The organism is Sphingomonas phyllosphaerae (assembly GCF_029623345.1).
GTDB classification, from domain to species: Bacteria; Pseudomonadota; Alphaproteobacteria; order Sphingomonadales; family Sphingomonadaceae; genus Sphingomonas; species Sphingomonas phyllosphaerae_C.
In genome coordinates this window covers 1-12,237 of record NZ_JAPYKH010000009.1, presented here as the reverse complement: position 1 = coordinate 12,237, position 12,237 = coordinate 1, and the positions used below count along the sequence as shown (strand labels likewise).

The window sequence follows — 12,237 nt, the reverse complement described above, 5'->3', positions numbered from 1 at the left end:
GAGCTAGCGATCCTCCCCGGCACGGGGAGGATCGTTTCCTCGCTCCTTACACCGGAATTCCGCCATGCTCTCTCTCCTGCTGATCGCGGCGCAGGCCGATACCGCCGCGCCCGCGATCGAACGCGCCATCGCGGCGATGGCGCTGGAGGAGAAGGCCGCGCAGCTCGGCAACGCCGCGCCTGCGCTGCCCGCGGCGGAGCTGCCCGCCTATGATTATTGGAGCGAGGGGCTCCACGGCCTCGCGCGCAACGGCGTCGCCACCGTCTTCCCCCAGGCGATCGGGCTGGCGGCGAGCTGGGACGTCGACCTGCTGCGCCGCGTCGGCGACGTGGTCTCGACCGAGGCGCGCGCCAAGTACAACGCGCTGCCCCGCGGCACGGCGCGGCCGCGCTTCGCCGGGCTCCACCTGTGGTCGCCCAACATCAACATCTTCCGCGACCCGCGCTGGGGCCGGGGGCAGGAGACCTACGGCGAGGACCCGTATCTCACCGGCAAACTCGGCGTCGCCTTCGTCCGGGGCGTGCAGGGGCCCGACCCAGCCTTCCCCAAGGCGATCGCGACGCCGAAGCATCTCGCGGTTCATTCCGGCCCCGAGGCGGGCCGCAACGCCTTCGACGTCGACGTCTCGCCGCGCGACCTGGCGGAGACCTACACGCCCGCCTTCCGCCTCGCGCTGACCGAGGGCGGCGCGCTGTCGACGATGTGCGCCTATAACGCACTGCACGGCGTGCCCGCCTGCGCCTCGTCGGCGCTGCTCAACGAGCGCGTGCGCGCGCGCTGGCGCTTCGGCGGCATGATCGTCTCCGACTGCGACGCGATCGGTTATATCGAGAGCTTCCACAATTACCGGCTCGACCTGCCCTCGGCCGCCGCGGCGGCGCTGCGCGCGGGCACCGACCTCGACTGCGGGCCGAGCTACGACGCGCTGCCCGCGGCGGTGCGGCAGGGGCTGGTGAGCGAGGCCGAGGTCGACACCGCGCTGCGCCGCGTGCTCGGCTCGCGCGCCGCGCTCGGCATCGCCTTCGGGCGGCGCAGCCGGTGGGACCGTATCCGCTCCGACGAGGTCGACACCCCGGCGCACCGCGCGCTCGCGCTGGAGGCGGCGGAGAAGTCGCTGGTGCTGCTGACCAACAAGGACCGGCTGCCGCTCGCGGCGGGCACGCGGCTGGCGGTGATCGGCGCCAACGCCGACTCGCTCGACGTGCTCGAGGCGAACTACCACGGCACCGCGGCGGCGCCGATGACGCCGCTGGAGGGCATCCGCGCGCGCTTCGGCGCCGCGCGCGTCCGCTACGCGCAGGGCAGCGTGCTCGCCGAAGAGGTCGCGGTGCCGGTGCCCGAGACGGCGCTCTCCGCCGACGGCCGGCCCGGCCTGCGCGGCGAGTATTTCCGCGGCACGATCACCGGCGGTCGCCCGCTGCTCACGCGCCAGGACCGCGTCATCGACTTCGACTGGGACCGCGCGCCGCCCGCGCGCGGGCTCGAGGACCGCCGCTACGCGGTGCGCTGGACCGGGCAGCTGACCCCGCCCGCGCCCGGCAGCTACACGCTGCGGCTGGAAGTGCCGCGCTGCTTCGACTGCGACGGCCACGACCCGGTGCGGCTGTGGCTCGACGGCACGCCCGTGATCGCCGATCGCGGCAGCGACGAGGGGGTGGAGGCGCAGGTCACCTTCGCCGACGCGCGCCCGCGCGCGCTGCGTGTCGAGCTCGACCATGTCAGCGCCGACGGCGGGATCGGGCTGCGCTGGGTCGCGCCCGCCGCGGCGCAGCTGGCTGAGGCGGTCGCCGCGGCGCGCGATGCCGACGTGGTGGTCGCCTTCGCCGGCCTGTCGCCGACGCTGGAGGGCGAGGCGCTGCGGCTCGACGTGCCCGGCTTCGTCGGGGGCGATCGCACCAAGATCGAGCTGCCCGAGCCGCAGCGCGCGCTGCTCGCCGCGCTGGCGGCGACGGGCAAGCCGCTGGTGGTGGTGCAGATGACCGGCGCCGCCATCGCCGACCCCTGGACCAAGGCGACCGCCGACGCCGCGGTCGCGGCCTGGTACCCCGGCCAGGCCGGCGGCCCCGCGATCGCGCGGCTGCTCGCCGGCGACATCAGCCCCAGTGGCCGGCTGCCGGTGACCTTCTACGCCGCCACGCGCGATATGCCGGCGTACATCGACTACAGCATGAAGGAGCGGACCTACCGCTTCTTCACCGGCACGCCCCTGTACCCGTTCGGCCATGGGCTGAGCTATACACGCTTCGCCTATGCCGCCGCCTCGCCCGCGGCGGTGACGGTCGCGGCCGGCGCCGGGCTCAGCGCCGCGGTGCGCGTGAGCAACACCGGCGCGCGCGCCGGCGACGCGGTGGTGCAGGCCTATCTCGCCCCGGTCGCGCCGCAGCCGCAGGGGCGGACCGTGCCGGTGCTGCAGCGCCAGCTCGTCGGCTTCGCGCGCGCGTCGCTCGCGCCGGGGGAGACGCGCGAGGTGCGGCTGACGATCGACCCGCGCTCGCTCAGCCTGGTGGCGCGCGACGGCACGCGCGCGATCGTACCCGGCGCCTATCGGCTGTTCGTGGGCGGGGGCCAGCCCGGCGACGCCGACGGCGCCTGGACCGAGCTGACGATCACGGGCGAGCGCACCGTCCTGCCGGAGTGAGCCTGCGAGAATAGGAGGCTAAGCGCAGTCGACGTTCAGCCGATCCGCCCCTGCAAGGGCAGGATCAAAGAGACCTTTGGATGTCCATCATGCCCGCGGCCGCAGGGATATTCTCCGTTCCTCTTGACCTCCGCAGGAGCACTGTCGCGCTCACACCAGCGCGGACAGCCCCAGCGTCAGCACCAGCGCCACCACCGAGATCAGCGTCTCGCACACCGTCCAGCTGCGGATCGTGTCGGCGACGCTGAGCCCGAAATATTCCTTCACCAGCCAGAAGCCGCCGTCGTTGACGTGGCTGAGCACCACCGATCCCGCGCCGGTGGCGAGCACGAGCAGCTCGGGCCGCACCCCCGGGTTGGCGGCGGCGAGCGGCGCGACGATCCCCGCCGCGGTCGCCATCGCCACCGTCGCCGAGCCGGTCGCGACCCGCATCAGCGCCGCGATTAGCCAGGCGAGCAGGATCACCGGGACGTGGAGCTGCGCCGCCAGCGCGACGATCGCGCCGGACGCGCCGCTGTCGGTCAGCACGCGCCCGAAGCCCGCGCCGACGCCCACCACCAATGTGATCATCGCGGTCGGCGCGAGGCACTCGTTGGTGTAGCGCTGCAGCGTCGCACCGCTCAGCCCGCGCGCGAGGCCGAGCGTCCAGTAGCTCACCAGCACCGTGGCGAGCAGCGCCACCACGGGCGTGCCGAGGAAGCGCAGCACCTGGTCGAGCGGCGTGCCCGGCGCGGCGAGCGACGGCGCGAGGCTGCCGAGCAGCATCAGCGCGACCGGCAGCAGCAGCGTCGCCACCGTGATCGCGAAGCCGGGCAGCGCGCGATCGGGCACGTCCTCCGCCGCGGGCGGGGGCGGGACCGCGGGGGCGAGCCGCGGCACCACCCACCGCGCGTAGAGCGGCCCCGCGACCGCGGCGGTGGGCACGCCGACGATCAGCGCGAACAGCACGGTCAGCCCGACGTCGGCACCATAGGCCTGGGTCGCCAGCATCGCCGCGGGGTGGGGCGGCACCATCGCGTGCACCACCGACAGCCCCGCCGCCATCGGCAGGCCGAGCCGCAGCGGGTGCTGGCGCAGCCGCCCCGCGACCGCGAACACGATCGGCACCAGCAGCACGAAGCCGACCTCGAAAAATACCGGCAGGCCGACGATCAGCGCCACCGTCATCGCCGCCCAGTCGGCGCGGCGCGCGCCGAACAGGCCGATCACGGTGCGCGCGACACGGTCGGCGCCGCCCGACTCGACCATCATCTTGCCGAGGATCGTGCCGAGCCCGACCACCAGCGCGATATGTCCGAGCGCGCTACCGACCCCCGCCTCGAACCCTTTGACGATATCGGCCGGCGCGATCCCCGCGACCAGCGCGAGCGCGAGCGACACCAGGGTCAGCGCGACGAACGGGCTGAGCCGCGCGCGCACGATCAGCAGGATCAGCAGCGCGACCGCGCCCGCGGCCTCCAGCAGCAGCAGCGTGCCGCCGCTCACTCAGGGCTGCTTCCAGGCGACACAGTCGACCTCGACCTTGCAGTCGACCACCATCTGCGAGACGACGCAGGCGCGCGCCGGCGGGTGGGCGCCGAAATATTCCTTGAAGATGCGGTTGAACGACATGAAGTCGCGCGCGTCGTCGAGCCACACGCCGCAGCGCACGACATGCTCCGGGCCGTAGCCGGCCTCTTCGAGGATCTTGAGCACGTTGCGGATCGCCTGGTGGGTCTGGGGGATGATGCCGCCGTCGATCACCTCGCCGTCGACCATCGGCACCTGGCCCGAGACGTAGAGCCAGCCATCGGCCTGGACCGCGCGCGCGAACGGCAGGTGCTGCCCGCCGGTGCCGCTGCCGCCCTCGACGCCGTAGCGCTTGATGCCGTCACTCATCGATGATGTCCTTCGTTCGGTTGATTTTTCTGAAGACCCTCCCCGGTACGGGGAGGAGTTGATCTGCCCTGCCGCCACTATCGCGCCGCGCCCGGGCGCCGCAGCAGCCGTCCGCCGCGCGCGCCGGTGACGCCGCCGCGATCGAGCGTGGCGACGCCGTTGACCCACACGCCCAGCACGCCCTCGGCGGCGCGCGCCGGGTCGTCGTAGCTGGCGCGATCGAGCACGCGCGCGGAATCGAACAGCACGAGGTCGGCGGCGAGCCCGACGCGGACATAGCCGCGGTCGCGCAGGCCGAGCCGGTCGGCGGTGAGCCCGGTCATCTTGCGGATCGCCTCGGGCAGCGCCAGCAGCCCGCGCTCGCGGACGTAATGCGCCAGCACGCGCGGGAAGCTGCCCCACAGCCGCGGGTGCGGGCGCGGGTCGCACGGTAGCCCGTCCGAGCCGATCATGGTGAGCGGGTGCGCCAGGATGCGGTCGACGTCGCTCTCAGCCATGCAGTGGTAGACTGCGCCCGCGGGCTGGAGCCGCCGCGCCGCGTCGCGCAGGTCGCAGTCCCAGTCGGCGGCGATGTCGGCGAGCATGCGCCCGGCCTGGTCGGGCGCGGGCTCGGACCAGGTGATCAGGATCGGCGTCTCGGGCACCACCTGCTTCAGGTCGAGCGTCGAGGAGCTCGCGGTATAGGGATAGCAGTCGCAGCCGGTCGGGTGGGTCGCCGCGGCGGCCTCGAGCCGCGCCAGGATCTCGCCGCTGCGGCCGTACTGGCTCGCGCCGGCGCACTTGAGGTGGGACACCACCAGCGGCGCCGCGGCGTGGCGCGCGATCGCGACCGCCTCGTCGATCGCGGGCAGGATCGCGGCGCCCTCGCTGCGCAGGTGCGTGGCGTAGAGCGCGCCGGTGTCGCGCAGCGCCGCGGCCACCGCCATCACCTCCTCGGTCGAGGCGTGCGCGGCATTGGCATAGGCGAGCCCGGTCGAGAAGCCGAAGGCGCCGGCGTCGAGCGCGGCGGCGAGGTCGGCGCGCATCGCTTCGCGCTCGTCCTCCGCGGCATCGCGGTCGAGCCGGTCGAGATGGCGCGCGCGCAGCGCGGTATGGCCGACCAGCGCGACCACGTTGGTTGCCGGCTTCGCCGCGTCGATCGCGGCGGCATAAGCCGCGAAATCGGCATAAGCGAAGTCGCCGGGTGCGCCGAGCAGCACCATCGGGTCGGGCAGCGCGTCGCCGGCGCGGCCGGCGCCCGCGCTGATCCCGCAATTGCCGACCACCACGGTGGTGACGCCCTGGGTGATCTTGGGCGTCATCGCGGGCGCGGTGATCGCGACCAGGTCGTCGTGCGTGTGCGCGTCGATGAAGCCCGGCGCGAGCGCGAGCCCGCGCGCGTCGATCGCCTCCTCGGGCGGGGTGTCCGCGGCGGACGCGACAGCGGCGATGATCCCGTCGCGCACCGTCACGTCGGCGCGGTAGCCGGCGGCGCCCGAGCCGTCGTACAGCTCGGCGCCGGCGATGATCGTCTCGGTCATGGCTCCTCCCCGTCGCGATGCCGTCGCCACTGTCTCCTGCCGCGGGATTAATGTAAACAATTTTAGGTATCTGGGAGACACAAGGTGGACGAGCTGAACAAAGGGGTCGGGCAGGGCGACAGCGGGTGGGACCTGCTGGCGGGCGACGTGCCGCTTCCCGCGGCAGTGCTGAGCGGCCAAGACATGGCGCACAATCTCGCCTGGATGCGCGCCTTCATCGATTCCTATGGTCTGGCGCTGGCGCCGCACGGAAAGACGACGATGGCGCCCGCGCTGTTCCGCCGCCAGCTCGACGCCGGCGCCTGGGGGATCACCGTCGCCACCAGCCAGCAGGCGCGCGTCGCCGCGGCGCACGGGGTCGAGCGCATCCTGATCGCCAACCAGGTGGTCGGCGCAGCCAATGTCGCGGCGGTTGCGGCGCTGGCGGCGCGTCCCGCACTCGACCTGCTCTGCCTCGTCGACAGCCCCGCCGGGGTGGCGCAGCTCGGCGCGGCGTGCCGCGCGCGCGGCGCGACGCTCGACGTGCTGATCGAGCTCGCCCCCGAGCGCGATCAGGAGGGGCTGCGCTGCGGCGTGCGCGACGCGGCGCAGCTCGACGCAGTGCTCGCCGCGCTGGCGGACTGGCGCGGCGCGCTGCGGCTGGCGGGAATCGAGTTCTACGAGGGCGTGCTCGCCGACGAGGCGTCGGTGCGGCGCTTCGTCCGCCGCGCGGTGGCGACGGTCGAGCGGCTGGTGGCCGAGGGGCAGGTCGAGCGCACACCCGCGATCCTGACGGGGGCGGGATCGGCCTGGTACGACGTGGTCGCGGAGGAGAGCGCCGCGGTGGCGCGCGCCGGCGGCGTGCAGGTGGTGCTGCGCCCCGGCTGCTACATCAGCCACGACGACGGGCTGTACCGCGTTGCGCAGGAGCAGATCCTGCGCCGCAACCCGGTCGCGCCGGGGCTGGGCGCGCCGTTGCGGCCGGCACTACGGGTGTGGGCGGCGGTGCAGTCGATCCCCGATCCGGCGCGCGCGGTGGTGGCGATGGGCAAGCGCGACGTCGCCTTCGACGCCGGCCTGCCGCGCCCGGCGACGCGCTATCGGCCGGGAGAGGACGTGCGCCCGAGCGAGGCGCCGGCGCACTGGATTGTGACGGGCCTGATGGACCAGCACGCCTATCTGGCGATCGCGCCGGGCGACGATCTCGCGGTCGGCGACGTGATCGCCTTCGACATCTCGCACCCCTGCCTCACCTTCGACAAATGGCGGCGGATCCTCGTCGCCGATGCGGAGCATCGCGTCACCGAGGTGATCGAGACGTTCTTCTGAGCGCGGCGGAGGTCTCCGGGCTGACCCTGACGCGTCTCCCGGCCCGGCTGCGACGTTCCGCCAGGCTGCGACCGGCACCGCGGTTCGGCTTGCCTCCGGAGGGACCCGGCGATACGCCGCGGCCAAGCGCGCGGCGGAGAGGGTGACCGATGAACAGTCCGTTCTGGCATTATAATGCGTTGTTCGAGCCGCAGGCGCTCATCAGGCAACATGCCGCGGCCGACGTGCCGGCGATCCCCGACAGGTTCGTCAATTACTTCGGCGTCGCGATCGATCCGAAGTTCTTCCCCTCGATCCTGGGCGAACGCGTCGGCGAGGTCGAGCAGGAGACCATACCCGCGAACTGGCACGCCGACATCGCTGAGTTCGGCGCCGCACTGCGGGCGGTCGAGCTGGCCGAAACGACCTTCACCATGATCGAGCTGGGCTGTGGTTGGGGCTGCTGGATGAATATCACCGGCGCGGCAGCGCGACGGCGCGGTCTGGGCGTGTCGCTGATCGGTGTCGAGGGCGACAAGGATCATGTGTCGTTCGCTGTTCAGTCGCTGACCGAGAACGGGTTCACGCCCGACGAGTTCACGATCCATCGCGGCATCGCCTCCGCTGAAGCGGGCGAGGCCTTGTTCCCGTCGCAGGAGGGCGGTCACTGGGGATTGTCGCCCGTGTTCAACGTCACCGCGGCGCAACGCGACGAGGCGCTTGCCACCGGTCACTACCAGGCGCTCGCGATGGTCCCGCTGCGCGACCTGGCCGAGCAGCACGATCGGATCGACCTGCTCCACATGGACATCCAGGGCGGGGAATATGAGCTGGTCGCCGAGTCGCTGGACTTTCTCCGGGAGAAGGTCGCTTATCTGGTCATCGGCACGCATTCCCGCGCGATCGAGGGGCGGTTGTGGCAAGCGCTGGAAGAGGCGGGCTGGCTCCTCGAGATGGAGCGGCCGGGCATCTTCATGAACCACGAGAATAAACTCACCATCTCGGTGGACGGAGTGCAGGGCTGGCGCAATCTCGCTCTTTTTCCGCACTGATTGCCGGGCGCTGTCTAGCGCTTCGACAAGAGGCGCACTTTTCTGATTCATGCCGCAACGATCCATTGCTGCACCCGTGCGACTTGGGTCAGGCGACCACGACGAGGAACCACGCGGGCTCTGTCAAAGCTAATGCACCGGCGGCGCTCGCCGGGGTAGGGGAGGGGCATGCCCCGCCCGCGAAGACCCGCCAGCCCGTTCCGCTACTTCAACTCCTCGCCGGAGGTGATCCGGCTGGTGGTGCTGATGTACGTGCGTTTCCCACTGTCGCTGCGGAACGTCGAAGACCTGCTGTTTGAGCGCGGGGTCGACATCTGCCACGAGACAGTGAGACTGTGGTGGAACAGGTTCGGTCCGCTGTTCGCGGGCGAGGTGCGGCGCCAGCGGGTAAGCCGCATGCGCGGCTTCCGTCATTGGCGCTGGCACCTGGACGAGATATACGTGAAGCTGAACGGCGAGATGGTCTACCTGTGGCGAGCTGTGGATCACGAGGGTGAGATCCTCGAGAGCTACGTCACCAAGACCCGCGACAAGAAGGCTGCGCTCGCCTTCATGAAGAGGGCGCTGAAGCGGCACGGCTCGCCTGAGGCGATCACCACCGATGGTCTGCGCTCCTACGGTGCGGCGCTAACCGATCTCGGCGCCCGCGAGAAGCAGCAGGTGGGGCGCTGGGCCAACAACCGGGTGGAGAACTCGCACCTGCCGTTCAGGCGACGAGAACGAGCGATGCTGCGGTTCCGGCAGATGCGCACCTTACAGAAGTTCGCCTCGGTCCACGCCAACGTCCACAACCACTTCAACCACGAACGCCACCGCGTCGACCGCCAGACCTACAAGCAGCGCCGCTCCGCGGCGTTGGCAGAGTGGCAGGCGCTCGTCAGCTGATCCGTGGCTCACGAAGCCCTTAGTGCATCGTGTAGAGACGAGTTCGCATTAGACTGACAGCACCCTCGATCCCCATGAACGTGCAAGCCAGCGGCGTGTTGGCCGCGCCCGCGAACAGCGCGACGAAGCCGATCGCTGCGAATAACCCCGTCGGCACTCCGAACATCGGCGCGAGCGCGTTGCCGAGCGCCGCGCCGATGAAGAACAGCGGCGTGACCTCTCCGCCCTTGAAGCCCGCGCTGAGGGTGACGACGGTGAACAGCAGCTTCAGCGCCCAGCTCCATGGATGGGTGTCGGGACCAAAGAAGCTGGCGATGGTCAGGCCGTCCGGTGTCGCGGCGAGCGTGCCGAGGCCGAGATAGTCGCGGGTTCCGAGCAGCCAGACCAGCGCAATCACGGCCAACCCGCCGATCACAGGGCGCAGAGGGCCATAGGGAACGAGACGCTTCAGCCATCCACCCAGCGCGTGATTGGCCTCGGCAAAGGTCAGCCCGGTCAGTCCGAAGGCAATGCCGGCAACACCGGCCTTGGCGACGAGCAGCGCGTCGACCGGCACCAGCGCATCGACATGGTAGACGCTGTGATGAATGCCCCAGGCAAGACAGATCCAGTCACCGACCAGCGCCGCGACCAGGCATGGCACCAGCGCACGATATTCGACCCGGCCGATCGCCAGCACCTCCAGTGCAAAGACCGCGCCCGCGATCGGCGTCCCGAAGACCGCGCTGAATCCTGCCGCGATCCCGGTCATCAGTAGGATGCGTGTCGCTTCCGCATCCAATCTGAGCGCGCGTCCAAACCCGCCGGCAAGACTGCCGCCCAATTGCACGGCGGTACCTTCGCGTCCCGCCGATCCCCCGAACAGATGTGTCACGACCGTGCCGAAGAAGATGAGCGGAGCCATGCGCAGCGGCACCCCGCCCCCCGGTTCGTGGATTTGCTCGACGATCAGGTTGTTGCCACCTTCGACTGATCGCCCCGTCAGATGGTAGAGCAGTCCGACTACGAACCCACCGATCGGCAGCAGGTAGAGCAGCCAGGGAAAGGCGAAGCGGAGCCGGGTTACGGCATCGAGGCTCCACAGGAAGGCCGCGCAGAGCGTTCCCACCGCTGCGGCCATCGGGACCAGGATCAAAGCCCATCGCAGTACCGACATGGCATGGGTACGGCGATCGCGAATGAACGCTGCCATGTTGAACTGGTCATAGAGATTGCGAAATGTCGCGCGCACGATTCCTCCTTTGCTGCCTTGCGGCGCCTGGTAGGAATCATCGGCCCTTGCGAGGGCGGTTCGACCAAATGGCCCGGCGGAAATCCATCGCCGTGCCTCTGCATATGCTGTTCGACCGCGACCTGGTCAACCAACCGCAGAAGCACGAGACCATCGTTTTGGTGAGGACCGATAAAATGGTTCTGGCCATGGAATAAACCTCGACGAGCATCGTCTACGCTTTCGACACCGATGCGCCGGAGGCTTATGCGTAGACGAGATTGGATGCTGGGTCTGGCAGCTTCGGCCCTGCTCACCGGCGCAGTCGCGGCCGCTCCCGCCGATGGCTATGCCAGCATGGTGTCTGCCGCGATGGACCGGATGATGGCGGGCATGATGGTCAAGCCGTCCGGCGACGTCGACCGCGACTTCGTGGCGATGATGCTCCCGCATCATCAGGGCGCTATCGATATGGCGGTGGCGGAGCTTCGCTACGGACACAACGAGCAGCTCAAGCGCATCGCGCAGGAGATCATCATCGATCAGCAGCAGGAGATCGCCGCCATGAAGTTGGCGATCGGTCAGCCGCTACCCCCTTCGACGCCAGCCCCGACACAGGGCGGTGACCACCACAGCCAATTGGAGCACTGACATGATCCGGACCTTCCTGCGCTCGGCCGCCTTGCTGATGAGCGCCGCACCGGGCATTGCCATGGCCCAGCAGGCGCCGTGGAACGCCAAGGACGTGCCTGTCAGCCACCGCGACCGCGTCTATGCATCCGAACAATTCTCCAACACGGTGTCGGTGACGGATCCGGCCGACAACCGTCTGCTCGGCGTTATCAAGCTCGGCGATCCGCAGCCGATGAACTTTTCGCCACTCTACAAGGGGCAGGTGCTGGTTCACGGCCTCGGCTTCTCGCCGGACGGGAAGACCCTCGCGGTCGTGTCGATCGGATCGAACGCCGTGTCGTGGATCGACACCGCCACCAACACCGTCAAGCACACGACCTATGTCGGGCGCAGTCCACACGAGGCGTTCTTCACGCCAAACGGAAAGGAAGTCTGGGTCACCGTCCGCGGCGAGGACTATATCGCCGTGCTCGACCCCGCAACGTACAAGGAAACCGGTCGCATCAAGACGCCCGGTGGTCCGGGTATGACGATCTTCTCGCCCGATGGTCGATACGGCTATGTCTGTTCCTCATTCAATCCGGTGCTGGCCGTGTTCGATGTCGCAACCCACGCGCAGGTCGGACAGGTGGCACAGCCGAGTTCGTTCTGTCCCAACATCGCCGCGACGCCGGACGGCAAGCAAGTGTGGTTCACGCTGAAGGACATCGGCAAGACGGTCGCATTCGATGCCAGGCCGCCTTTCGCGATCCTCATGGTGCTGGATACCGGACCGATCACCAATCACGTCAACTTCGCCCGCACGGCCAGGGGACAGTTCGCCTATGTCACGGTGGGCGGGGAGAATGCGGTCAAGGTGTTCCGCACGTCCGACTTCACGCCGGTGGCAACGATCCCAGTCGGCAAGATGCCGCACGGCGTCTGGCCATCGGGTGACGGCCGGCGCATCTATGTCGGGCTGGAGAATGCCGATGAACTCGCCGCGATCGACACCACGGGCAACACGGTCGTTGCCACCGTGCCGGTCGGACAGGCACCGCAGGCGATTGCCTATGTGCCGAACGCTGTCCCGACAGGCCCCGGCACCGACAATCTCCAACCGCTCGGGACGGCCGGCAAGGCGGTGCATCTGAC

General features: G+C 70.0%; 10 protein-coding genes and 1 riboswitch. Of the genes, 6 read left to right on the top strand and 4 right to left on the bottom strand.

The features are described 5' to 3' along the window. Positions 1-64 precede the first annotated feature (64 nt). The gene (locus QBJ89_RS10495) at positions 65-2,638 is read left to right on the top strand and encodes a glycoside hydrolase family 3 protein (RefSeq protein ID WP_277980461.1); all 2,574 of its coding nucleotides are present in this window, start codon (positions 65-67) and stop codon (positions 2,636-2,638) included. Between the two features lie 150 nt (positions 2,639-2,788). On the opposite strand, the gene QBJ89_RS10490 is transcribed toward QBJ89_RS10495, so the two are convergent. From QBJ89_RS10490 to QBJ89_RS10480, 3 genes are all read right to left on the bottom strand, one after another. Then, positions 2,789-4,123: a gluconate:H+ symporter gene (locus tag QBJ89_RS10490; RefSeq protein ID WP_277980460.1), complete on the bottom strand. Its 1,335-nt coding sequence runs from the start codon at positions 4,121-4,123 to the stop codon at positions 2,789-2,791. Beyond that, the gene (locus tag QBJ89_RS10485; protein ID WP_183925607.1) at positions 4,124-4,516 is read right to left on the bottom strand and encodes a RidA family protein; all 393 of its coding nucleotides are present in this window, start codon (positions 4,514-4,516) and stop codon (positions 4,124-4,126) included. It abuts the gene before it with no gap. A gap of 77 nt (positions 4,517-4,593) precedes the next feature. Continuing rightward, positions 4,594-6,036: an N-acyl-D-amino-acid deacylase family protein gene (locus QBJ89_RS10480; protein WP_277980459.1), complete on the bottom strand. Its 1,443-nt coding sequence runs from the start codon at positions 6,034-6,036 to the stop codon at positions 4,594-4,596. Between the two features lie 84 nt (positions 6,037-6,120). Here QBJ89_RS10480 and QBJ89_RS10475 point away from each other — a divergent pair, with 84 nt between their 5' ends. From QBJ89_RS10475 to QBJ89_RS10465, 3 genes are all read left to right on the top strand, one after another. After that, on the top strand, positions 6,121-7,344 hold the full coding sequence (locus tag QBJ89_RS10475) for an alanine racemase (RefSeq protein WP_277980458.1): 1,224 nt from the start codon (positions 6,121-6,123) through the stop codon (positions 7,342-7,344). Between the two features lie 149 nt (positions 7,345-7,493). Next, on the top strand, positions 7,494-8,375 hold the full coding sequence (locus QBJ89_RS10470) for an FkbM family methyltransferase (RefSeq protein ID WP_277980457.1): 882 nt from the start codon (positions 7,494-7,496) through the stop codon (positions 8,373-8,375). Positions 8,376-8,543: 168 nt separating this feature from the next. After that, on the top strand, positions 8,544-9,260 hold the full coding sequence (locus tag QBJ89_RS10465; RefSeq protein ID WP_277980456.1) for an IS6 family transposase: 717 nt from the start codon (positions 8,544-8,546) through the stop codon (positions 9,258-9,260). Between the two features lie 19 nt (positions 9,261-9,279). Here QBJ89_RS10465 and QBJ89_RS10460 read toward each other — a convergent pair whose 3' ends face one another. Continuing rightward, on the bottom strand, positions 9,280-10,491 hold the full coding sequence (locus QBJ89_RS10460) for a voltage-gated chloride channel family protein (RefSeq protein ID WP_277980455.1): 1,212 nt from the start codon (positions 10,489-10,491) through the stop codon (positions 9,280-9,282). A 24-nt stretch (positions 10,492-10,515) separates the two neighbouring features. After that, a riboswitch (Fluoride riboswitch) is annotated at positions 10,516-10,592 on the bottom strand. A 163-nt stretch (positions 10,593-10,755) separates the two neighbouring features. Here QBJ89_RS10460 and QBJ89_RS10455 point away from each other — a divergent pair. Next, positions 10,756-11,121 (top strand): DUF305 domain-containing protein, encoded by a 366-nt coding sequence (locus tag QBJ89_RS10455; RefSeq protein ID WP_277980454.1) that lies wholly within the window; start codon positions 10,756-10,758, stop codon positions 11,119-11,121. A gap of 1 nt (position 11,122) precedes the next feature. Beyond that, the coding region (locus QBJ89_RS10450; protein WP_277980453.1) for a YncE family protein at positions 11,123-12,237 on the top strand (1,115 nt) is incomplete at its 3' end.

What these genes read in the sequence shown, in the direction of transcription:
- QBJ89_RS10455 (WP_277980454.1), top strand. Translation starts at nt 10,756, where the DNA reads ATGCTGGGTCTGGCAGCTTCGGCCCTGCTCACCGGCGCAGTCGCGGCC.
- QBJ89_RS10495 (WP_277980461.1), top strand. Translation starts at nt 65, where the DNA reads ATGCTCTCTCTCCTGCTGATCGCGGCGCAGGCCGATACCGCCGCGCCC.
- QBJ89_RS10465 (WP_277980456.1), top strand. Translation starts at nt 8,544, where the DNA reads ATGCCCCGCCCGCGAAGACCCGCCAGCCCGTTCCGCTACTTCAACTCC.
- QBJ89_RS10470 (WP_277980457.1), top strand. Translation starts at nt 7,494, where the DNA reads ATGAACAGTCCGTTCTGGCATTATAATGCGTTGTTCGAGCCGCAGGCG.
- QBJ89_RS10485 (WP_183925607.1), bottom strand. Translation starts at nt 4,516, where the DNA reads ATGAGTGACGGCATCAAGCGCTACGGCGTCGAGGGCGGCAGCGGCACC.
- QBJ89_RS10480 (WP_277980459.1), bottom strand. Translation starts at nt 6,036, where the DNA reads ATGACCGAGACGATCATCGCCGGCGCCGAGCTGTACGACGGCTCGGGC.